Raw genomic sequence first — 22487 nt, 5'->3', positions numbered from 1 at the left:
GTTAATTTCCTCCTTTATCTTTAAGTTTCTTAATTATTTTTGATCCTTTTGAAAATTTTCCTAAAATTTTATCACTCAATAAAGTCATAACCATTGGAAATATAGTTAAAGTTAGTATAGGTGCTATTATCATAGCTGATGCAGTTAAAATTCCAAATTGTCTTAACATACCTATATCTGAGAATATAAATGTTGCAAATCCCAATACTACCGCTAATGAATTTATTATTATAGCTCTTCCAGATGTAGCTGATGTTTTTACTGCAGCTTGAAACTTATCTCCTAAATTTGCATACTCTATTTTAAATCTTGTTAAATAATGTATAGTATAGTCTATACCTGCACCGATTGTTATAGATGCAATTGTAACTGTAGCTGCATTTAAAGATATTCCTGTCATTCCCATTATTCCAAAATTTGATAGTATTGTTAATGATATTGGAATTAAAGATAATAATCCTACAAATATAGATCTCATTTGAATTGAGAATATTATAAATACAAATAAATAAGCTAAAATCATTGATTTTGTTTGATTATCAAATATCATGTCATTAACTTCATTTGCAAGTATAGGGATACCTGTTATTCTTACATCTAATTTGTTATTTCCACCTTGAACTGGAACCTGTAAATCATTTACATATTGAGATAATTCTTTTATTTGTTCATCATTGAGTCCTACATCTATATTTTTTATTTTTGAATATGCAAAATCCGATTTTATTTTTGCTTCATTTTCAAATGTATAATATTCAAAATATTCAGATAGAAAATCATTTTCTCCACCCATTAAAAATGCTTTTAATTCATCTTTAGTTATTTCTTCTTCTCCATAATTAGTTATATATTTATTAAAATCATTATAAAATTTATCAAAATTCATCTTATCTATTATTTTTAAAACATTCATATTTTTTACATCTACTATGTTTTGGGTTAATGTATCTTTGTATGATCCGCCTCTTGCATAAACAAATCTTCTTATTTCATTTTCAAATGCTTTTAAATGGTCTGAATTTGATGTATCAAAATCTTCTACAGAATATTCTTTTAAAATATACTCTTTTTCAAACTTTAAAAGTTCTTCATATATACTTTCAACCCTATTAAATACTTCTGTATTAACCATTATTTGAGCCACTGATTCATTGTCTTCTGCTTTTAATATTTTATCTATGCCTTCAGATCCTTCTATGAGCATATAATTTTGTTCTAATGCTGCATTAGATCCTGGTATATATTCTGTACCTGTAAATCCTTTTGTTAGTTTAGCAACAACCTCTGATATATCAGTTGTTTGAGAAATAATATTGAATGATTTTGAATAAGTTATTATATCTCTTAAAGATCTGTTAAAATAAAAATCTCTAAATGAATTATCTCCATCAGCTTTAAAATCTATAAATATATAGTCATTTCCTCCAAAATTGTTTCTCAAGAACTTTGAACTCTGAACTATTTCTGTTTTATCATTTAAGAAATTTTCTATTTGTGTGTCTGCTGTTATTTTAGGGATATATAATGAAAATAACACAATGAAAACTCCTATAACAGTAAATGTTGTAACTCTATGATAAACAATGCCATGAGTTATTTTCTTTAAGAATGGACTTTCTCCTTCTTCAGACATCTTTTTTCTTGGTTTTGGAGATATTATCAATAAAATTGATGGTACGAGAATAGTCGCTGAAAGTAGTGAAATAGCTATACCTATGGATGTAAATATTCCAAGCTGCCATACAGGTTTTAAATCCGCTGTTAAAAGTGATAAAAATCCTGCGATTGTAGTAAATGCACTCAATAATACAGCTGTTCCAACTGTTTTTACTGTTTCATTTACCGCTTGTTCTCCAACAAGTCCTTTTTGTACTTCTTCATAATATTTGCTTATTATATGAATTGCATAAGCTGTACCAATTCCAACAACAGCAACGGGAACTGCAGCAGTAGTTGTATTAAATGTAAGACCACTTAAAACCATTATTCCCACTGTCCAAATATCAGCTATCGCAACAGATATTATAGGTAATATTACTCCAGTAGCTGTTCTAAAACTAAAGAATAAAACAAGAGCCACTAAAAATGTAACTAAAGGAACAAGTGTTCTTAGATTAGCTTTTACTATGGATTCTATTTCACCATTTGCAAGAGGTGTTCCAAGTAAATGATATTTAATATTTGAATTTTCAAATATTTCTCTTACTTCATCCCCTATTATTAATCCATCAGCATCATCTTTTAAACCTATTATTATCAAAACATTATTTCCATCATCTGATATAAATTTTCCTTTTAACATTTCATCTGACATTATCATTACTTTTGCTTCATCTGAATCATAATCTTTTAAATCTAAAGATGATTTTAAATTTCCAACGGAAATTTCTCCAAATTCATTTGAATTTATTCTTGGAGCATTAATCAATGAAATAACATTGTCTACTCCCTCTAATTCTTTCAATTCATCAGATATATCTTGAATATCATTCAAATGTTTTGAAGCATCTTCAAATTCAACTGCCGATAAAATAAGAGTATTTAATCCAAAATTTTCTGACACCTCATCATAAATTATTTTTTGTGGGTCGTCTTGTGGTATATATTTTTTTATATCATCTTCTACTCTTACTTGAAGAGCAAAACTTCCAAGAAACAAAGTTACTACAGTAAATAAAATTATGTATGTCCACGACTTTTTCTTGTTCAAGTGCATAAAGCTTCTTCCTCCTTTGGTGGCAAATAGTAAACACATTTTCTTTCATACATAATTTACACCCTTTAGTTTACAAAATTCTTTCAAAATAAATAAGATTTGGTGGCAGATAATTAATACTTATTAAAGATGATAGAATAGAAATAGGAGGTGATCTAAAATGGATAAACCATTTTTCAAAGCTTCTTCTGACAGTGAAGCAGAGGATAAAATGCTTGATATGGGAATTTTAAAGTATAAAGAAGTATGTCCTTATTGTGGAAGTACAGAGATTTATCATATTAGAAGAAATCATATAAAATGTAAAAAATGTAGACGTGAATGGAGTAAATATAAAGATTCCCTTTTAGAAAATATAAGGATTAAACCTTTAACTTTTTTAAGAATAATCGAAAAAATTGCAGAAGGAACTTTATTAAAAAATATTTCTGATGATCTAAAAGTTTCTTATAATACGGTTTTAAAAGTTAGAAATAGAATTAAAAATCAAATAATTAAAGAAGTTTTTAAGCTTGAAAATGTTGATGGAAATATTTTAATAGGGATAAAAATAGTTGAGGATTATTTAAAATTTGAAGTGGTCAAAAACTTAAACTTTTCCATTATAAAATCAAATAACGTTTATAAAATAGGTAGAATCTATTTTATAGAAGATTATGAAGATTTTGACCATTTGATAGTAATAAGTGAAGAATCCATTGAAAAGTTAGAAAAAATGTATAGAGTTCCAAATATTGATGATTTTAAAAATGAAATTAAACAATTTTTAGAGGATTTTTCTGATAAAATAAAGAGGGGAAAGATAATAAACTCACCTACAATACTTTATACTATAGCTCAAAGTGCTTTACAATATAAGCATGAAAAAGATTATATTGTAGAACTTTTCCTCAATGCTTTTCAAAAAGCTTAAAAAAAGGGGGGATAGAATGTACAAATTTCATGATGGTTTATACACAGATGTTAGAATAGAAAATACATTTGAATCTAATATCGAAGTCACAAATGAAAGATTAGATAATATGAAAGAAAATGACTATTCGGGAGCCTTTATCAGAATTTTTGATGGTAAAAAATGGTTTTATTCTTCTTTAAATGATATAAGTAAAATTCAAGAAGAAATAGATTCTTTATCAAAACTCGCTTCAAAAGATATGAACATAAATGATAACCCTATAGTTAAGAAACTTCAATCTAATAAAGAAAAAATCTCTTTTTATAAGGATAATAGTGTGAGGGATATTTCAATTGAAAAAAAATTATCAGATCTTTCATCATGTTTTGAAATTTTAAAAAGTTATGACTTAATAACATTATGGAAAGCTAATTACATGGATTTGAATATACATAAAGAATTTTATTCAAGCAAGGGGTCTAATCTAAGTTTTGATTATCAAAAAGTCGGGTTTAGATTTGGTTGGAACCTTTCTTTCAAAGATGAAAAACTCTCTGAAATATTTGATGGTTCTGATAATTTCTATAGTATTATGAGTTTTAAAAAGGATGATCTCATAAAAAAAATAGATCAATCTATAGATTTCATTAAAAATTCGAAAAACATAAAACCTGGTAAATATACAGTTGTACTTTCACCTTTAGCTGCCGGAATTTTTGCACATGAAAGTTTTGGTCATAAATCAGAAGCAGATTTCATGATTGGTGATGAAAAGATGAAAAAAGAATGGAAGTTAGGAAAAAAGGTTGGGAGTAGTATATTGAGCATAGTTGATGATGGAAATGAAAAGGGGAATGGATTCGTACCTTTTGATGATGAAGGAAATAGAGCCCATAAAACTTATCTTATAAAAAATGGAATTTTAAGTGGTAGATTACATTCTTCTACAACGGCTGCTGATCTTGAAGAAGAAACTACTGGAAATGCAAGAGCTTTAGATTTTGAATACGAGCCTATAGTTAGAATGACAAATACCTATATAGAACCGGGAAAATTATCTTTTGAAGAATTGATCTCTGATATAAAAGAAGGAATTTTTATAGATAGTATATCTCATGGTTCTGGTATGTCAACTTTTACTATGGCACCAAATATGTCTTATTTGATAAAAGATGGAAAAATTGCAGAACCAGTAAAAATTTCTGTAGTAACTGGAAATGTCTTTGAAACTTTGAATTTAATTGAAAATGTTTCAAAAGAATTCAAACTACTTTCTTTTTCTATGGGTGGTTGTGGAAAGTTAGAACAAATGCCTTTACCTGTAGGATTTGGTGGTCCTTATGTAAGGGTTAAAGAACTTAATGTTCAATAGGGGGAATTTTTATGATTAAAGAGTTTTTTAAAATAAAAATCAATGAAACGTTTATAAAAATAGCCGATACAAAAGTAGAATCTATTAGAAAAAAACAAATTGAAGAAAATGCTTTAAGACTTTATAATGATGGCTTTATAGGAATAGCTGGAAAAATGGGGAATTATGAAGAAGATGAATTGATTAAAAAAGCTGAAAAAGCTTTGAATTATAAAATACCATATGATTTTAAACTGACTGAAAACGAAAATTTAAGTCTGAAATTTGGAAAAGATGTAATATCAAATGATTTATTGTTAGAAAAAACAGAAGAAATTCTTGAAAAGTTTAGAACTAATATTCCACAATTTATTTTTTCTTTTGGAATTAAAAAAATTAATAAAATAAAGTATTTAAAAAATGATTTAAAAACTGAATTAAAATCAGAATTAAATTATTATTCTTTAGGCTTTTTGATTAAAGATAAAAATTCTTCTAATATAATGGATTCTTTTTCTGGATATGATGGATTTGAAGATAACTTTAATAAAGCTTATGAAATCACAGAAAAAATATGTAAAACGCATTTAAAGAACATCGATATAAAAAATGGGACTTATCCTATAATATTTTTTGAAAATGAAGGTCTACCAAAATTAAAATTCTATCATGATTTACATGGAATGATATTTGGTTCTGGAGGCTCTATATTTTCTAATAAAATGAATGAAAAAATTTTTGCAGAGAATTTTACATTATATCAATCAAATAATCCTCAAGATAATAATTTCTCACATTTTTTTGATTCAGAGGGTACTTTTGAAAAAGTAGGATTTAGAACAGCTTTAATTGAAAATGGAATTTTAAAATCTCCTTATACAGATAAAAAATCTTCAAAATTATTCAATCTTCCATTAACCGGAAGTGCCGGTGGAGAGTATGATTCAGTTCCTTCAATTATTCCTTGTAATTTTAAAATAAAAAATACTCACAAATCATTAAAAGATATTTTAAATGGTAAAAAAGCAATACTATGCCATTTAGCCTCAGGAGGAGATTTTACTTCTGATGGTGTATTTGCATCTCCTGTACAAACAGCTTATTTGACAGATGGTGAAAGTTTATTGGGTAAGATACCAGAAATAAATATTTCTTCTGATATTTATAAAATGTATGGAAAAGATTATCTTGGAACATGTAATAATACTCTGTTTGATGATAATCAAACTATAAATGTAATTAAAATGAAAGTTGAAAAACTTTAAATCTTTAGAACCTTTTAGTTTTAATCTTAATCTAAAAGGTTCTTTTTTTATAATTTTGATTTTATTTGTCTTTAAACCATATTTTTAATCAAATTATAAAATTGACTATTAGGTAAAAAGTATTTAAAATGTATATATAGAATATAAAAAGATTGGGGATGTAAATATGATAAAAGAATATTTAACAGAAGAAGTAAAACCAGCTATGGGCTGTACGGAGCCCGCTGCAGTTGCTTTATCTGTAGCAAGGGCAAAAAAAGAATTAAAAGAAAAAATTTCAAAAGTGGAAGTAATAGTCAGCAAAAGTATATATAAAAATGGTTTATATGTTTCAATTCCTGGAACTAAAGGTTTAAAAGGTAACAAAACAGCGGCTGCTTTAGGTGCTGTTATATCTCCAGATTTATTAGATCTAAACCTTCTTTATTATTCAAAAGAAAAAGATAAAAAAGACGCTCAGGATCTCATAAAAAATAATAGAGTAAAAATAAATTATTGTGAAGAACCTGGAATTTTTATACATGCTATTGTTGAAGATATATATAATAATATATCAGAATGTATAATACGTAATTCACATACTGGTATAGAAAAAATTATATTAAATTCAAAAGTTATATTTTCTTCTGAATCAGAGGGAAGTATTAAGAAAAATTTTTTTGAAAAATATAATCTTGAAAATATATCTTTAGAAGAAATAATTAATATTTCTTCTGATATGGATTCAAAAGACATTGATTTTATATTTCAAGGAATAGACTTAAACATGAAAGCTGCTAATTATTGTTTAAATAAGAATGATAAATTTGTAGAAAAAACTGGGATTGTATTGAGTGAAATTTTTTCTGATGATATATTATCAGAAAAAATAAGAAAGTTTTCTTCAGCTGCTTCTTTTACAAGAATGACTGGCGCAGATATAACCATAATGAGTTCTGGAGGTTCTGGAAATCAAGGTATTGTAACAACTATTCCAGTATATTTATTTGGAAGAAATAATTCAAACACAGATGAAGAAATCGCAAAAGCTGTTGCAATTAGCCATTTCCTATCGGGATATATAAAATATATAGTGGGAAAGCTTGCACCTATTTGTGGTGCTTTTTACTCAGCTGGTGCTGGAGCTACTGCTGGAATAAGTTATTTAATGAATAAAAACATCAAAAAAATGCTTTGTGCAATAGATACTATGATTTCAAACACAACTGGAGTTATATGTGATGGAGCAAAAGAAAGCTGTGCATTTAGAGTTGGAATTGCAGCACATGAAGCTTATATATCGGCATTGATGGCAGATAAAGAGCTTTATGTGGATACTAATCAAGGCTTTATAGGTAATTGTTGCAGTGAAAGTATAAAAAATATACAAAAAATGAATTTAAATGGAATGAAAAAACTTGATACACTTATAATATCGATACTTGAAGGAAGAAATTGAAAAAGAGATGATTAATTCATCTCTTTTCTATATATAAAAGACATTATTATTACATAGAGCGGAATTACGAAATTAAATATATTAAAAACCCCCATGGCAAATGAACTATATAGAAACAAAACTTGAACAGCTGTAAATACTATTATAGACCATCTTTTAAAAATCCAAAACCCATATATTCCCATACCCCAAACTACAAAGTTTAGCCATACATCTACACCAAAAATCATAGAATTGGAAAATAAATTGTAAAAAGTAATATATAAGTTCAATATAAATCTGATACTTTCAACAATGACTCCAAAATAAAATAATTTATATTTAAGAATTCTTTTTATCATATTCTTTCTCCTCTTTTAGATAAATTCAAGACTATTTTATCATAAACTTCATTCTATTTTGTAAAACCTTTAAAATATTATATAATATGATAATGGATGTTTTCTATATTCCTTCCTTAATTAAATTTATAATTATTTTTTAAATATATAAAAATTTAATACTTAGTATTAGTTTAAAAGACTTAAAAAGTAGTTAAAAAAGTAGAGAAAAATCTCGATAAAATTGATATTAGAAAGGAAGGTGAAAACCGTTATAAGTTTACTAAAGCCAATATTTTGAGCCAATCGTAAATTTTATATAACGGGAAAATATGTTAGAAAACAAATTAGAATATCCAGAAACTCCAATAATTGAACTTGTAAAAAAAGAAATAATAGTGTACTTTGATTCAAAAGAAATTGCAAAAAGCAGTAGACCTCTAAAGATTTTAAAGAAAGATCTCACTCCGATTTATTTTATAAATCTCAATAATGTACATACAAAATATTTAAAAAAATCTGATAAACATTATACATCTCCAATTATAGGTATATCAGATTTTTATGATCTAATACTTGAAAATACTAAGGTTGAAAATGCCGCTTTTATATATTCAAAACCAAATGATGGATACACAATACTTGAAAACTATATATCTTTTTTGCCAGAAAAAATGGATAAGGTTGTATTAGGCGATGATATAATTTGAAGAAAAGGTACGATTTTCATACCCATACTCTTTTATCTGATGGAGTTTTAACCCCTTCAGAACAAATAAGTTGGGCTATTAAAAACAATTATTCTGCAATTGCTTTAACAGATCATGCAGATTATTCAAATATAGATTTTATAATTAAAAATTTGTTAAATTTCATAAAAAATGAATCAAAATTCTATAAAGACATCGATATATTCGCTGGAATTGAAATAACTCATGTTCCTCCAAATTTGATAGATGAAATGGCAAAATATGCAAAAAATATAGGAGCAAAAATTGTTGTAGTACATGGAGAAACCATCTCAGAACCTGTTCCTCTAAAAACAAATTATTATGCCGTAAGATCTAATTATGTGGATATATTAGCCCATCCAGGTCTAATATCAGAAGAAGATATTATACAAGCAGTAAAAAATGATATTTATATTGAAATAACTACAAGAAAAAGCCATGCCTTAACAAATGGTCATGTAGCAAGACTTGCAATTAAGAATAACGCCAAAATACTTATAAACAGTGATGTACATACTCCAGATGATTTTTGTAATTATGAGAAAGCTTTTAAAATAGGTCTTGGTTCTGGAATTTCAGAAGAAAATTTAATCGAAATAATGGAAAAAAATCCAAAATTGTTTATAAATAAAATTAATGATATATGATATATGCTTAAATCTATGCCGATCACATCAAACCTTGTGTTCGGCATTTTATTCTGTTCAATAAATTATATTTTTAATTATTAATAACAGAAATATTTTGAATATTCAATGTAATTCTGTTATTATTAAAAGGAAAGAAATATTGAGATTAAAATATAATTATTTTAATCAAATTTTTATTAAAGGAGAGTTTTTAATGTCAGAAAACAAAGTATTAGCTACAGTTAATGGTAAAGAAATAACTCAAAAAGATGTGGATATATTATTACAAAGAATAGGTCCTCAAAGAGCAGCTCAATTTCAAACACCTCAAGGTCAAGAAAGTTTATTAAGAGAACTCATAAATCAAGAATTAATGTATTTAGAAGCTTTAGATACAGATCTTGATAAAGATGAACAATTTCTTAAAGAAGTTGAACTCGCAAAAAGAGAAATTTTAAAACAATTCGCAATTGGTAGACTATTCGATACTATAGAAGTTACAGATGAAGATGCAAAAAATTATTATGATGAAAATACAAATGCTTTTCAACAAGGCGAACAAGTAAAAGCAAGTCATATTTTAGTTGATTCAGAAGATAAAGCTAATGAAATAATAAAAGAACTCGAAAATGGAAAATCATTTGAAGATGCTGCTAAAGAATATTCTTCTTGTCCTTCAAAAAACAATGGTGGAGACTTAGGATTCTTTGGAAAGGGACAAATGGTACCTGAATTTGAACAAGCAGCTTTTAAAATGAATAAAGAAGATTTAAGTGAACCAGTAAAAACTCAATTTGGATTCCATATAATAAAATTAACAGATAAAAAAGAAGCAAGTGTAATGAAATTTGATGAAGTTAAGGATAATATCAAACAACAATTAATGGTTTATAAACAATCTGAAATATATATGAATAAAGGAAAAGAATTAGAAAAAAAATATGAAGTAATCATCAATAAATAATTTTAAGTAAGAATTAAGATTAAAATATTAAAATGTATTCAGAGTTGGTAATCTAGAGTTACCCCCCGAATATAAATCCCCAAAAAATTTTTAGCCTGCATTTATGCAGGCCTTTTTTATTTTAAATTTTTCAATAATTAAAATATATAATTAACAATATTATATTAAAATAAAATTAAGGGATATAGCTTATATAATATACTAAAGGCGGGATTTTTTATATGAATATTTTAAACTTTTTTCTAAAAGGGCCTGTTGTTCTATTCAGATGGAGTAAAAATAATGATTGGCCTATACTTTTTGTTTCTCAAAATGTTAAAGAAGTTTTGGGATACAACAGTTCAGAATTTCTAGACGGTAATTTAAGGTTCAAGGATTTAATACATCCAGATGATATTTCTCATGTAGAAAATCAAGTTTTTGAAGCTCAAAAAAAAGAAAAAAATTTTTATGAATTTGATTATTTTCGTTTGAAAAGGAAAGATGGTAAATATATTTGGGTATATGATTATAACAGACTCAGCGAAAACAATTCTGATTATGTTGATGGATATATTCTCGATGTGACAGATAAGGTTGAAAAAGAAGTTACTATTACGGGTATTAAAAATATGTATGATACTGCAATGACTATAAACAAATCGGCAATAATAGAAATAAATAAACAAAATAATACTATAATAGCTTCGCCAAATCTGAAAGACTTAATAGGTTTTGATTTTGAGGAAATTAATTATGCAATAAAAAATGAATTTAATAATATTGATTATCTAAAAGAATCTTATCGCAAAATGATAAATTCTTTGAAAAGATACAATTATTGGGAAGAAAAAATAAAAATAGAAAGTAAGAATGAAAAATGGTTATCTGTAACGGCTCAAAAACATCATGAAAGTATTATAATTCTTTTAAAAGATATAACAGATATTGTAAAACTTCAAAGAGATATTGTAATGAATAAATCTTTTTTTGAAAAGATTAGTGAAGGTCTAATGATCGTAAATACCTCTAAACAAATAATAAGGGTAAATGGTGCATTTTCTAAAATCACAGGATACAATAGAGAAGAAATAATAGGTAAAAGTCCTAAAGTTTTGAGTTCGAGTTATCATGATAAAGATTTTTATGAAAATATGTGGATGAGCATAAGAAAAAATGGATATTGGTCTGGAACTATATGGGATAAAAGAAAAGATGGAGAATTGATAGTTCTTAAGTTTAATATATTTGAATTGAAAGAGAGTAATTCAGTAATTAATGGATATATAGGTATATTTAATGATATAACTATCGAGAGAAAGGCTCAATCTGAACTTGAAATATTTAAAAGATATGATCCTTTGACAGAATTACCGAATCAAGAATATTTTATAGAAAAAGCTCAAATGCTTATAAATGAAAACAAACTCAATAAATATGCTTTATTATTAATAGATATCAAAAATTTTAGCACTATAAACAATACTTATGGCTTTTTAAAAGGTGATAAATTAATAAAGGCTATAAAAAAAAGGCTTATGAATTTTTGGAGTAAAGATGCTATTATTTCAAGATTTTCTACGAATGAGTTTTGTATCTTCACAAAGAATAATATGGAAAAAGATTTATATAAAACTATTTTAGAACTATTAAATATTCTTATAGATCCATTTGTAATAGATAAAAATAAAATAATTTTAAAATATAATATAGGAATAAGCACCTCACCATATGATAGCAATGATATAAATGAGCTTATAAATAGTGCAAGAATGGCTCTTTATGCGGCAAAAAGAAGTGGTGTAAACAATTATAGTTTTTACTCTTCCAATTTATACGATAAAATTCAAAAAAGAATTAAAATTGAAAATGAACTTGAAGAAGCCATAAAAACAAAAGAATTAGAAGTATACTATCAACCACAGGTCAGTTTAAAAAGTGGTATTCCAATTGGTGCTGAAGCTCTCATAAGATGGAATCATCCAGAACTTGGTACTGTAAGCCCTGGAATGTTCATGAAAGTTGCCGAAGAAAGTGGCTTAATACAAGATATAGATATTTTTGTTTTAAAAGAAGTTACATCTGAAATAAAATCTTTCATGGAAAAAAATATAAAGATTCCTATTTCGATAAATATATCAGATACATTTTTTAAAAATAAAAATTTTTTAAAAATAATTAAAAATGAAATAGAGAATTCTAATATAGATCCAAATCTCTTAGAATTAGAATTAACAGAAACTATAATGGTTGAGAATGTTGAAATGGTAATAAAAAAATTAGATACTTTAAAGAGTTTTGGTATACGACTTTCAATAGATGATTTTGGTACTGGATATTCATCTTTGAGTTATTTGAGAAAATTCCCAATAGATAAATTAAAAATAGATATGAGTTTTATAAAAGATCTCGAAACGGATAAAAATTCTCAAGAAATAACTTCCACAATAATAGCAATGGCAAAAAACATGAGATTAAAAGTACTTGCTGAGGGAGTTGAAACAGATTTTCAACTTAATTTTTTGAAAGAGAAGAGTTGTGATGAAATACAAGGATATTATTTTTCTCCCCCTGTTAGATTAAATATTTTTAAATCTTTTATAATAAAATAAAAACTGATGTATATATTTATACATCAGTTTTTTAACACTTTGTTTCTGATATTTCATCAACTGCATTTTTACTTATTTTATATAGAAGTTTCGTAAAAAGTTCTATTTCTGTTTCATTAAAATCTTTCAAAAAGATATCATTTATTTCTTTTTTCACACAACATATTTTTTCTTTTATTTTGAGTCCTTTATTTGTTAAATATATACTACTTTTTCTTTTGTCTTCTCTATCTTTGACTTTTATTATATATTCCATTTCAGTGAGTTTTTTTATTGATTTTGCAACTGTCATTTTATCAAGTTTTAAAATACTTACTATTCCTTCTTGACATATCCCTTCTCTATCATATAATAAGACTAAAACTTCAAAATCTATTTTGCCTATACCTATATCATTCATTTCTTTAGAAATATAATAAAATAAATTTCTGGATATTATGCTTATGTATCTCCCAAAGTACTTTTTACAGTCATATCCATCATCCATAAATAAATCCCTCCAGGAATTTCAAAATTATTTAATAAAAGTATTTTTTTCTTCTTCAAGTCTTTGTATATTTTGTTCTACATCTTTTAATTTAATTCTTAATTCAGATAGAAGTCTTTCTATTTCATTGTATGTATATACTGTATTATCTAAAGTTTTATTTATTCCATTTTGAACTATCCAATCGACAAATAAACCATCAAAAAAATAATCGGCAAATCTTCCAAATCCTTCATAAGAAAAACTCGAGTTTAATGCTATATTTACATCTTGCATTTCAGCTTGAAACTTTAATATATCATGTTGAGCATATGTAGCAAGTTGATTGGCTTCATCCATCTTATTTCTTTTCAACATTGTAGAAAGCATTCCCCCACCAAACATGTCCCATAGGCCATAATTTCTTGCACTTTTTAATGAATCTATAACTTTTTCAAGTGAGGTTAAAGCATTTTCTCCCGCTTTTATCGCTTCATTTAATTCTGTTATATAAGAACTATTAGTTTTTATTCTTTCAAAAATTTCTTCAATTTTTTTTGAATTTTCATCATTCGAATTTGAAATGATCTCTGTCTTTTCTTTTATAAGTTCTTCATACTCTTCTTCTATACCAATATAATCTTTTAGCAATTTATTCATATAATCTATATCTCTTTTTATATTTTCAACTTCATGTTTACAAGTTTCATATTTATATTTTGCTTCAAGATATTCTTTTCTTTCTTCATGAAGTTTATTCTCTTTGCTACCTATTATATTATAAAATATAGAACTTATGGATAGATTTTCTAATTTTTCAACATCTTTATACTCTTTATCAAGTTTATCTTTATAGTCTATTAATTCAATTTTAGTTTTGTTCAATTCCATCTCTGCTTTTTCTATTCTTTTTAAAAGTTTATTTTTTTCATCTAATCTGTACTTAGTTTTTATTATTTTATCATCGAGTTCCATAAAAACACCTCCTGTTAATTTTATTATTATATTAATTATATATAATAACTTCTAAAAAGTCCAATTAATTCTTTATTTTGTACTTTTTATCATATAGCTATTGTTTTTATTGCTTATATAAATTATAATATAAATGAAAGTTTAAGGAGGAGAATATTATGGAATTAAAAAATTTTATAATACCTTTTATCGTTGTAATATTAATAACAATATCAGGAAATATGAGATATCCTAATGTAAATAAAGCAGTTATAAATCCAGATATTAAAATAAATACCCCTAAAAACTTAAAAATATATGGTAACAATTTTAAAATAGAATTTGATGAAAACAAAACTGATATTGAATATAATTCAAAATTAAAAACAAATTTTGAAAATGATACATTGAGTATATATGCAGATGAAAATTATATTTCCGATGAAATAAAAATAATAATAGGAACAAAAGAAAAGTTTAAAGATGTGGAAATAAATACTTTGAAATTAAAAATTTCGGGAGAAATTTCTGCTGATAATATAAAAATTTCTACAAATGAATTGATTTCAAATTCTAATTTTAATTCTAAAAACCTAGATATAAGTGGCACTGGCATTTCTTTAAAGGGTGATTTTAATTCAAATAACATAAATATAAATGGAGTTGGTTTGGATATAGATGTTAATATTTATGATAATAAAATTTTTATCATAGATTCTGTCGGAATAAATGGAATAATAAGATTTAAAGATGATATATCTTCAAAAATGACTATAACTGGTATAGGAGGAAGTATAGATTTATATACAAACCTTGGTAAAACTCTTAATCTTTACTCTTCTAAAAATATATTTATAAATAAAAAATTTTTTTAATGGGAGGTTGAAAAAATGAAAAAAGTTATAACATTATTATTGATAACATTAATGGCGGTTTCTGCTTTTTCTCTTAAATTTGGTGGTGGTTGGCCAAGTGTTAGTTATATTCCAGGAGATCAACTTTTAAATCCTATAAAAGATACTGTTAAATTAGGTTTTTCAGAAGGGATTTTTGCTTTTGGTGGCGGTGGAATGGGAAGAATAGGTTCTGGCCCTATATTTTTAGGTGGAGAAGGTTTTGATGGATACTCTTCAAAAAAAGATAAATATAAATTTTCGGCTTCTTATGGAGCATTTTTAATAGGTACTTCTTATGACACTTTTAACTTTGTTTCATTAGATGCAGGACTTGGACTTGGTGGATTTACACAAAAAATAGATGTCTATCAAGATGGAGTTAATAAAGATAAAGAAGGATTTATAGATGGATCTTCTCCTTATATAAATACTATATCTATTGATAGTTTTATCGTATCTCCTTATATTGGCATAACCTTAAAACCTACAGATTTTTTTGGATTTTTTATAAAAGGAAAATATACAGTAGGTGTATCATTTGATGGATGGAAATTTGAATCTGGCGATAGAGTGAAAGGTCTTGAAAACAAAGGCATTAACTTTTATGAATTATCTGCTGGTATAGTTTTTGGTTATTAATAAAATTCAATAAGGCGGTTATTTAACCGCCTTCTCTTAAAATACCAAAGGGGAATTTATATGTTCAAAAAATACTTTTTTATATTTATTTTATTTTCATCGACATTGATAACTTTTTCTGGTTCTTTGAACATAGTAGAAATAATAGAAGGTATACAAAAATACGAAAAAATAATAAGTATAAATCCAGATGATGCAATATCAACTCTTGAACTTGCAAAATTATATGAAATACTTGGTAAAAATGGTGATAGAGAATCTTTAGAAACTGCAAAAATACTTTTTGAAAAAGCTTTTAGAATTGATGAAGATTTAAATGAGGCACATCTTAGATATGGTAGTGTTCTTGCTAAAATAAGTGAATATACATGGTTTTCTCCAATTAAACTATGGTATGTTAATACAGCCTTTAAAGAAATGGAAATGGCTGTAAATCTTGAATTTGATAACATAGAATTCAGACTCATAAGAGCGGAATCATGTTATAACCTTTTAGAATTTGAATTCTGTGAAAATGCTATAATAACGGATTATAAATATCTTTTAGAAAATTTTGAATCTGAAATATATGATCAAAAATTAAAAATTTATTCAAGACTCGCTAAAATTTTTGAATTGAAAAAAGATTTTTATTCCGCTATTGAAATTTATAATAAAATAATAAAAGAATTTCCAAATACTATAGAATCACAGAGAGCAGAAAAATCTATAGATTTATTACTTGGAATTCAGAAGGTGAAATGATTGTTTAAAATTAAAAAGTTTATCAAAATAATTATAATAAATCAGATTTCAGCTTTTATGCTTTCTGCTTTGATATTATTATATACTGGAACATTTTATAATTTTATTTTAAATCTTGAAATAGCTTTATTATTTTCAAACACTATTGGTTTAATATACTATTTTATAAGTTCTATAATTAATAATCTGATAAATGATAAAATAGAAATTAAATTTTTCAACATTTTAATAAAAATTTTCATAGGTACTTTTTCACTTTTTACCGGTATTCAACTTTCTGTATTGCTTTCAAATATGATATTTAAAATACAGTTCATAAGTTATGATAAAACATTTCAAAATTTTCTACTGATATCAAATATGATATTGTTGATAACGGCATTTTTCATGATTTATGTGTATAGAAAATTAAAAAAAGAAATCGAGATAAAAATAAAAGAAAATGAAAAATTAAATCAGTTAAAACTCGAATCTGAGCTGGCCGCTTTACAATCAAAAATAAATCCTCATTTTCTTTTTAACACTTTGAATACGATTATAGATTTAGTATATACTTCTCCTGAAAAGGTTGAAGAGATGATAATAAATTTATCCAGTATTTACAGAAAAATTTTATATTCTTCAGAAACAGAATTGTATACACTTGATCAAGAATTAGAGCTCGTAAAAAAATATTTAGATATAGAAAAAGTTAGATTGGGCGAAAGACTTGAATATACCATAAAAATCGAAGATAATTTAAAAAATTTTAAAATTCCTCCATTGATAATAGAACCAATAGTTGAAAACTCCATAATTCATGGGATTTCAAAGAAAATAGGGATAGGGCATATAAACATAGAAGTTTTTAAAGAAAATAAAAGATTAAAGATACTTATAAAAGATGATGGTATAGGCTTTAAATCTGAAAATATTAAATTTGGATTCGGTGTTACGAGTGTAAAAGAAAGACTTAAAATTCTTTATTCTAATGAGTCTTCTTTTAAAATCTTAAAAAATGAAGATTATGGTATAACAGTTTCTATTTCAATACCTTATAAGTAATGAAAGGAGAAATAAAATTATGAAAATAAAAACTTTAATAGCCGAAGATGAACCACATTCAATGTCAAGAATGGTTAAAATCCTTTCTGAATTTGAAGAAATAGATATAGTCGCACAGGCTTCTGATGGTAATGAAGCTTTAAATTTGATAAAAGAAAAGTCTCCTGAACTTCTCTTCCTAGATATCAACATGCCAGGAAAAACCGGCTTTGAAATCATACAAGAAATTGATTATGAACCTTATATAATATTCGTAACGGCTTATGAAAAATATGCAATTCAAGCATTTGAAGAAAATGCCGTTGATTATATATTAAAACCTACTAATTCCGAAAGAGTTAAAAAGTCATTGGATAAAATTAAAGAAAAAAATCAAAAAGTAGATAATAAAATGATAGATATATTAGAAAAAATAATGCAAAAAGAAAATTATATGAATAGATTTTCTATTAAAAATAATGATGAGATAATACTCATTCCTGAAGATGATGTTTTTTATTTTAAAGCACAGGATAAATATACTTTTTTATGCACTTATGATGAAGAAATGTTCTTCGATACGAGTTTAAAAAAACTTGAAGAAAAATTAAATCCTGAAAAATTTATAAGAATTCATAAAAGTTATATCGTTTCATTGAATAAAATAAATAAAATACAAAAATTATTTCTAAGAGAATATTTAATAGAATTAAAAGATAAGAACAAAACTCTTCTAAAAGTTGGTAGAAGTTATTTATCTTCTTTAAAAAATGAACTTGATTTTTAATTTCATTTCATTTTAAAATTAAAAGTTTTTATAATATTAAATCCAAGCTCAGTTTCGTCTATAAGAGAAATTGAGTTTATTTTTATTTTAAAATTCAACTGTCTTTTTGATAAATATGAGACAATATTTCCTATATTTTCTCGATTTATGTCTTCAGATGCGAGAGTTATATGTGGAAACCATTCTTCGGGAGAATAATATTCAACATTTTGACTTTTATCTTCGTATATTTCCCAAATATATTTATGATATGCATATAATTTTCTACTCAATTTTATTGGGACATATAGAACATTTCGATCTCCTGTAAATATGCCTAAACCACTTGTTTGTACTTCAAAAGGTTCTAAAATTGAAATCTTATTCAAAAGAATTTCTTCTATATTTTCTAATTTATTTCCACTTATATTCCAAGTAAAATGGGGATATGGAAATATATCTTTTATTTTTTTTACTCCAAAATTATCTTCAAGTTCATCCCAGATTTTGTTTATTATATAAAAATGAGGTTCTGATAATATGCTTATTAATGCTTTCATTTAATCCCTCCCAATAACTAATTATAACAAAAATATATTATAATTAATCTATATTATACATCGGGAGGAAAAGATGAAAAATAATTTCGAAAAAGATAAACAATATTATAAGTTCTGTATGTATGGTTTTTTTAAGAATTTGAGATTTTTTGAACCTTTTTTCATGTTATTTTTAAAGGAAAAAGGTCTTTCTTTCACAGAAATAGGTTCTCTTTTAACTAATTATAACAAAAATATATTATAATTAATCTATATTATACATCGGGAGGAAAAGATGAAAAATAATTTCGAAAAAGATAAACAATATTATAAGTTCTGTATGTATGGTTTTTTTAAGAATTTGAGATTTTTTGAACCTTTTTTCATGTTATTTTTAAAGGAAAAAGGTCTTTCTTTCACAGAAATAGGTTCTCTTTATGCAATAAGAGAAATTTTGATAAATCTATTAGAAATACCTACAGGTATAGTTGCAGATGGATTAGGCCGAAGAAGATCTATGATATTTTCTTTTTTATCATACATAGTATCTTTTTTTATATTTTATGTATCAAAGTCTTTTTTTATATTTATTTTTGCTATGATTTTCTATTCTTTTGGAGAAACATTTCGTTCTGGTACACATAAGGCTATGATAATGGAATACTTAAGTCTTAAAAACTGGAAAGATTATAAGGTTGAATATTATGGAAATACGAGATCATGGTCACAAATAGGATCAGCTATTTCATCTATAATTGCTGCCATTTTAGTTTTATATGCTGGCAATTATTCTATGATATTTTTAGCTTCTATAATACCTTATTTTATAGATTTAATAAATCTTTCTACATATCCCAAAGAACTTGATGGAGATATTCAAAAAATAAATTTAAAAGATATAAAATTACATTTTAAAAATGTTTTTAAAGGAATTTTTAACTCTTTTAAAAATAAAGAATTTTTAAAAGCTATAATAAATTCATCTTTTTATGCAGGTTATTATAAAAGCATGAAAGATTTTTTACAGCCCATAATTAAGATGTTGGCTCTAAATATTCCTATATTTTTATTTTTAAATGATCAAAAAAGAGTTTCTATATTTGTTGGAATTGTATATTTTATACTTTATATTTTAACTGCAATTTCTTCAAAAAATTCTTCTAAAATAGTAAAAAAATATAAAACACTTGAAAAACCTTTAAATTTAACTATGATTATTGGTCTTTTATCGGGTATGATGAGCGGTATATTTTTTGTATTTGAACTTTATTATTTATCCACAATATTTTTCTTTTTAATATATATAATAGAAAATTTGAGAAAACCAATAGCAGTTTCAAAAGTTTCTCAAGAAATTGACCTAAAATCTATGGCAACTGGTTTATCAACAGAATCTCAATTTGAAACAATTTTTACAGCCATAATGATATTTTTCATGGGTTTGATAGCAGACATTTCAAATGTCGGTATTTCATTAATAGTTTTATCCATTTTTTCCATTTTAATAAGTAATATATTCAGATTTAAAATATCCTCAAGTAGATAAAGTTAATTAAATCTACTTGAGGATTATGTTTTACGATATTAAATCTTTGATACTCTTGCAAACCTTTATATTTAAATCACTCAATACTTTTTCTTTATATTCTATACTTCCTTCATATCCTTCAATTATAGCTCCAGCATGTCCCATAGTTTTTCCTTTCGGTGCTGTTCGACCAGCAAAAAACGCTTTTATTTTGCCATCATAATTATTTTCTAAAGCATATCTTATTCCTTTTATTTCTTCACTACCACCAACTTCACCTATTATTATAACCTTTTTTATTTTATTTTCTATTATATAATCAAAAGCTTCTTTTAATCCAGTTCCTATTATCATATCTCCACCTAATCCAATCCCTATGCTTATACCTGTTGAATTATTTGAAAGATAATCTGCAATTTCATACATCAAAGTACCACTTTTTGATATTATAGCTATATCTCCCTTTTTAAAAGCTTTTTCTGGCATTATACCTATTTTAGATCTTTCTGGAAGTATTATACCTGGACAATTCGGTCCTATTATTAAAACTTTATTTTCATCTGCTTTAGATTTTATTATAAGCATATCATGAACTGGTACATGTTCAGTTATTATTATTATCTTTTTTATACCACTTTCTATAGCTTCTAAAACAGCTGATTTTACATTTTTAGCTGGAATAAAAATTATTGATGTATCAGTATTATATTTTTCAACAGCTTCTTTCATAGTTTTTAATACAGGAATGTCATACACTTCATCTATGAGATCATTTTTTGAAACACCACATACTATATTAGTTCCATATTCTTTCATTTTTTTTGTATGAAATTGTCCATATTTTCCCGTTATTCCTTGAACACATACTCTTTCTTTTCCATTTATCATATTTCCAACTCCCTTAAATATCCTTTTAAAGCCTTTATCATAGTATCCATATCTTCATAATTTTTCAAATTATTCTCAGAGAGTATTTCATTTCCTTTTTCTTCATTAGTACCTGTAAGCCTTATAAAAAGTTTCATATCTTCGTTTTTTTTCTCAAATTCTACTATAGATTGAGCTATTATATCGCATTGAGTTATTCCACCAAATATATTCATAACTATATTTTTTATTCCTTTATCTTTTAAAAGATTTAAAGCCTTTAATGTAGTTTCTTTATCTGCTCCACCACCTATATCTAAAAAATTGGCTGGTTTTAATCCATAATTGCTAACAGTATCCATAGTAGCCATTACTATTCCAGCACCACATCCTATAACCCCTATATCTCCTTCTAATTCTACATAGTGAAAATTATAATCTGTTTTTTCAAGAAATCTTTGAGACCATTTCTGTCTATATATTGCATTATCATCAACATGCATAACACAATCGAGTGCATAAATTTCATCATCTTGTGTTTCAACTATCGGGTTTATTTCTAATAATGTTAAATCTTTCTCTATAAAGAGATTATATAAATTAGGCATTATTTCTTTTATTTTTCTCGGTGCTTTAAGAAATACTTCATTATAAGTACCTTTTATTATATTTTCTGAACTCTCTATTTCTATACCACCATCATAAGAAAATACCCATTTTATATCTCTATCTTCTCTGTCTATTAAAATAGATATATAATATTCTTTTTTTATATTTATAAGTTCTTCAACGAGTATTCCATAAGGAAGTTCTCCTTTTATTTCTTTATTTTGAAGTTCATTTATAGTATTTGTATATTCATCTTCTTTTTTTATAAATAATACACCACCAGCTTTCATCCTTCCACCAACTAAAACTTGCGATTTTGCAACACTGGGTATCAATCTTTTTTCGGGAATTTTATCTATTATTAATTGAGATTGTGGGATATTTATACCATATTCCCTCAAAAGTTTCTTTCCTGTAAATTCATGAATTTTCATCATTTACCTCCTTATTTTTATATAAAGTAGTATCTTTCTAAATTCTAAAAACGTTTATTTAAAGTAATTTTAAACGATGTTAAAAGGGATATTTACCTCCATAGGTTATAATTAAATTGTTA

22 protein-coding genes are annotated in these 22487 nt (G+C 25.4%); 15 read left to right on the top strand and 7 right to left on the bottom strand.

The window, feature by feature from the left end; all coding sequences use genetic code 11:
• Position 1 precedes the first annotated feature (1 nt).
• On the bottom strand, positions 2-2716 hold the full coding sequence (locus tag C7380_RS10000; RefSeq protein WP_158274872.1) for an efflux RND transporter permease subunit: 2715 nt from the start codon (positions 2714-2716) through the stop codon (positions 2-4).
• Positions 2717-2876: 160 nt separating this feature from the next.
• Here C7380_RS10000 and C7380_RS09995 point away from each other — a divergent pair, with 160 nt between their 5' ends.
• From C7380_RS09995 to C7380_RS09980, 4 genes are all read left to right on the top strand, one after another.
• Positions 2877-3629, top strand: coding sequence for a transposase (locus C7380_RS09995; RefSeq protein ID WP_109605487.1), 753 nt, complete (start codon positions 2877-2879; stop codon positions 3627-3629).
• A gap of 16 nt (positions 3630-3645) precedes the next feature.
• A complete protein-coding gene (locus tag C7380_RS09990; RefSeq protein WP_109605485.1) occupies positions 3646-4983 on the top strand; it encodes a TldD/PmbA family protein in 1338 nt (445 codons plus the stop codon).
• 11 nt (positions 4984-4994) lie between these two features.
• Positions 4995-6227, top strand: coding sequence for a metallopeptidase TldD-related protein (locus C7380_RS09985; protein WP_109605483.1), 1233 nt, complete (start codon positions 4995-4997; stop codon positions 6225-6227).
• A 166-nt stretch (positions 6228-6393) separates the two neighbouring features.
• A complete protein-coding gene (locus tag C7380_RS09980; protein ID WP_109605481.1) occupies positions 6394-7665 on the top strand; it encodes an L-cysteine desulfidase family protein in 1272 nt (423 codons plus the stop codon).
• 11 nt (positions 7666-7676) lie between these two features.
• Here the strand turns inward: C7380_RS09980 and C7380_RS09975 are convergent, their stop codons facing one another.
• Positions 7677-8006, bottom strand: a complete 330-nt coding sequence (locus tag C7380_RS09975) for a hypothetical protein (protein WP_109605479.1) — start codon at positions 8004-8006, stop codon at positions 7677-7679.
• Between the two features lie 311 nt (positions 8007-8317).
• Between C7380_RS09975 and C7380_RS09970 the strand changes: the two genes are divergently transcribed.
• The 4 genes from C7380_RS09970 to C7380_RS09955 all read left to right on the top strand — a co-directional run bounded on the left by C7380_RS09970 (position 8318) and on the right by C7380_RS09955 (position 12900).
• On the top strand, positions 8318-8695 hold the full coding sequence (locus tag C7380_RS09970; RefSeq protein WP_109605477.1) for a DUF427 domain-containing protein: 378 nt from the start codon (positions 8318-8320) through the stop codon (positions 8693-8695).
• The gene (locus C7380_RS09965; RefSeq protein ID WP_109605475.1) at positions 8692-9363 is read left to right on the top strand and encodes a histidinol phosphate phosphatase domain-containing protein; all 672 of its coding nucleotides are present in this window, start codon (positions 8692-8694) and stop codon (positions 9361-9363) included. Before C7380_RS09970 ends, C7380_RS09965 begins: the two co-directional genes overlap by 4 nt.
• 196 nt (positions 9364-9559) lie before the next feature.
• A complete protein-coding gene (locus C7380_RS09960; protein WP_109605473.1) occupies positions 9560-10309 on the top strand; it encodes a peptidylprolyl isomerase in 750 nt (249 codons plus the stop codon).
• A 221-nt stretch (positions 10310-10530) separates the two neighbouring features.
• The gene (locus tag C7380_RS09955) at positions 10531-12900 is read left to right on the top strand and encodes an EAL domain-containing protein (protein WP_109605471.1); all 2370 of its coding nucleotides are present in this window, start codon (positions 10531-10533) and stop codon (positions 12898-12900) included.
• Positions 12901-12931: 31 nt separating this feature from the next.
• Here the strand turns inward: C7380_RS09955 and C7380_RS09950 are convergent, their stop codons facing one another.
• Together C7380_RS09950 and C7380_RS09945 are read right to left on the bottom strand one after the other, a co-directional pair.
• Positions 12932-13387, bottom strand: coding sequence for a MarR family winged helix-turn-helix transcriptional regulator (locus C7380_RS09950; RefSeq protein ID WP_109605469.1), 456 nt, complete (start codon positions 13385-13387; stop codon positions 12932-12934).
• Between the two features lie 27 nt (positions 13388-13414).
• Entirely contained in the window at positions 13415-14341 is a 927-nt protein-coding gene (locus C7380_RS09945; protein ID WP_109605467.1) for a hypothetical protein, read from the bottom strand.
• A gap of 158 nt (positions 14342-14499) precedes the next feature.
• On the opposite strand from C7380_RS09945, the gene C7380_RS09940 reads away from it, so the two are divergent.
• Genes C7380_RS09940 through C7380_RS09920 form a run of 5 tightly spaced genes read left to right on the top strand, consistent with a single transcriptional unit; the run spans position 14500 to position 18409 of the window.
• Complete coding sequence (locus C7380_RS09940) at positions 14500-15195, top strand: hypothetical protein (RefSeq protein ID WP_109605465.1); 696 nt, start codon at positions 14500-14502, stop codon at positions 15193-15195.
• Positions 15196-15210: 15 nt separating this feature from the next.
• Complete coding sequence (locus C7380_RS09935; RefSeq protein ID WP_109605463.1) at positions 15211-15855, top strand: hypothetical protein; 645 nt, start codon at positions 15211-15213, stop codon at positions 15853-15855.
• 60 nt (positions 15856-15915) lie between these two features.
• Positions 15916-16599, top strand: a complete 684-nt coding sequence (locus tag C7380_RS09930; RefSeq protein WP_109605461.1) for a tetratricopeptide repeat protein — start codon at positions 15916-15918, stop codon at positions 16597-16599.
• Positions 16600-17643, top strand: coding sequence for a sensor histidine kinase (locus tag C7380_RS09925; protein ID WP_109605458.1), 1044 nt, complete (start codon positions 16600-16602; stop codon positions 17641-17643).
• Positions 17644-17662: 19 nt separating this feature from the next.
• Positions 17663-18409 carry a LytR/AlgR family response regulator transcription factor gene (locus tag C7380_RS09920; RefSeq protein WP_109605456.1) on the top strand — a complete coding sequence of 249 codons (747 nt, stop codon included), beginning with the start codon at positions 17663-17665 and terminating at the stop codon, positions 18407-18409.
• 2 nt (positions 18410-18411) lie between these two features.
• Here C7380_RS09920 and C7380_RS09915 read toward each other — a convergent pair whose 3' ends face one another.
• On the bottom strand, positions 18412-18948 hold the full coding sequence (locus tag C7380_RS09915; RefSeq protein WP_109605454.1) for a 2'-5' RNA ligase family protein: 537 nt from the start codon (positions 18946-18948) through the stop codon (positions 18412-18414).
• Positions 18949-19021: 73 nt separating this feature from the next.
• Here C7380_RS09915 and C7380_RS13565 point away from each other — a divergent pair, with 73 nt between their 5' ends.
• Together C7380_RS13565 and C7380_RS09910 are read left to right on the top strand one after the other, a co-directional pair.
• Entirely contained in the window at positions 19022-19192 is a 171-nt protein-coding gene (locus tag C7380_RS13565; RefSeq protein ID WP_158274871.1) for a hypothetical protein, read from the top strand.
• A gap of 30 nt (positions 19193-19222) precedes the next feature.
• Entirely contained in the window at positions 19223-20473 is a 1251-nt protein-coding gene (locus C7380_RS09910) for an MFS transporter (protein WP_109605452.1), read from the top strand.
• A 30-nt stretch (positions 20474-20503) separates the two neighbouring features.
• On the opposite strand, the gene C7380_RS09905 is transcribed toward C7380_RS09910, so the two are convergent.
• Both C7380_RS09905 and C7380_RS09900 read right to left on the bottom strand, forming a co-directional pair.
• Positions 20504-21343 (bottom strand): succinate--CoA ligase subunit alpha, encoded by an 840-nt coding sequence (locus C7380_RS09905; protein ID WP_109605450.1) that lies wholly within the window; start codon positions 21341-21343, stop codon positions 20504-20506.
• Positions 21340-22365 carry a succinate--CoA ligase subunit beta gene (locus C7380_RS09900; RefSeq protein WP_109605448.1) on the bottom strand — a complete coding sequence of 342 codons (1026 nt, stop codon included), beginning with the start codon at positions 22363-22365 and terminating at the stop codon, positions 21340-21342. Before C7380_RS09900 ends, C7380_RS09905 begins: the two co-directional genes overlap by 4 nt.
• Positions 22366-22487: the final 122 nt, after the last annotated feature.

It is taken from the genome of Oceanotoga teriensis, assembly GCF_003148465.1.
Classification (GTDB): Bacteria; Thermotogota; Thermotogae; order Petrotogales; family Petrotogaceae; genus Oceanotoga; species Oceanotoga teriensis.
The sequence above is the reverse complement of the archived record's forward strand: the minus strand, read 5'-3'. Positions and strand labels throughout refer to the sequence as shown.

What these genes read in the sequence shown, in the direction of transcription:
- C7380_RS10000 (WP_158274872.1), bottom strand. Translation starts at nt 2,716, where the DNA reads ATGCACTTGAACAAGAAAAAGTCGTGGACATACATAATTTTATTTACT.
- C7380_RS09995 (WP_109605487.1), top strand. Translation starts at nt 2,877, where the DNA reads ATGGATAAACCATTTTTCAAAGCTTCTTCTGACAGTGAAGCAGAGGAT.
- C7380_RS09990 (WP_109605485.1), top strand. Translation starts at nt 3,646, where the DNA reads ATGTACAAATTTCATGATGGTTTATACACAGATGTTAGAATAGAAAAT.
- C7380_RS09985 (WP_109605483.1), top strand. Translation starts at nt 4,995, where the DNA reads ATGATTAAAGAGTTTTTTAAAATAAAAATCAATGAAACGTTTATAAAA.
- C7380_RS09980 (WP_109605481.1), top strand. Translation starts at nt 6,394, where the DNA reads ATGATAAAAGAATATTTAACAGAAGAAGTAAAACCAGCTATGGGCTGT.
- C7380_RS09975 (WP_109605479.1), bottom strand. Translation starts at nt 8,006, where the DNA reads ATGATAAAAAGAATTCTTAAATATAAATTATTTTATTTTGGAGTCATT.
- C7380_RS09970 (WP_109605477.1), top strand. Translation starts at nt 8,318, where the DNA reads ATGTTAGAAAACAAATTAGAATATCCAGAAACTCCAATAATTGAACTT.
- C7380_RS09960 (WP_109605473.1), top strand. Translation starts at nt 9,560, where the DNA reads ATGTCAGAAAACAAAGTATTAGCTACAGTTAATGGTAAAGAAATAACT.
- C7380_RS09955 (WP_109605471.1), top strand. Translation starts at nt 10,531, where the DNA reads ATGAATATTTTAAACTTTTTTCTAAAAGGGCCTGTTGTTCTATTCAGA.
- C7380_RS09950 (WP_109605469.1), bottom strand. Translation starts at nt 13,387, where the DNA reads ATGGATGATGGATATGACTGTAAAAAGTACTTTGGGAGATACATAAGC.
- C7380_RS09945 (WP_109605467.1), bottom strand. Translation starts at nt 14,341, where the DNA reads ATGGAACTCGATGATAAAATAATAAAAACTAAGTACAGATTAGATGAA.
- C7380_RS09940 (WP_109605465.1), top strand. Translation starts at nt 14,500, where the DNA reads ATGGAATTAAAAAATTTTATAATACCTTTTATCGTTGTAATATTAATA.
- C7380_RS09935 (WP_109605463.1), top strand. Translation starts at nt 15,211, where the DNA reads ATGAAAAAAGTTATAACATTATTATTGATAACATTAATGGCGGTTTCT.
- C7380_RS09930 (WP_109605461.1), top strand. Translation starts at nt 15,916, where the DNA reads ATGTTCAAAAAATACTTTTTTATATTTATTTTATTTTCATCGACATTG.
- C7380_RS09920 (WP_109605456.1), top strand. Translation starts at nt 17,663, where the DNA reads ATGAAAATAAAAACTTTAATAGCCGAAGATGAACCACATTCAATGTCA.
- C7380_RS09915 (WP_109605454.1), bottom strand. Translation starts at nt 18,948, where the DNA reads ATGAAAGCATTAATAAGCATATTATCAGAACCTCATTTTTATATAATA.
- C7380_RS13565 (WP_158274871.1), top strand. Translation starts at nt 19,022, where the DNA reads ATGAAAAATAATTTCGAAAAAGATAAACAATATTATAAGTTCTGTATG.
- C7380_RS09910 (WP_109605452.1), top strand. Translation starts at nt 19,223, where the DNA reads ATGAAAAATAATTTCGAAAAAGATAAACAATATTATAAGTTCTGTATG.
- C7380_RS09905 (WP_109605450.1), bottom strand. Translation starts at nt 21,343, where the DNA reads ATGATAAATGGAAAAGAAAGAGTATGTGTTCAAGGAATAACGGGAAAA.
- C7380_RS09900 (WP_109605448.1), bottom strand. Translation starts at nt 22,365, where the DNA reads ATGAAAATTCATGAATTTACAGGAAAGAAACTTTTGAGGGAATATGGT.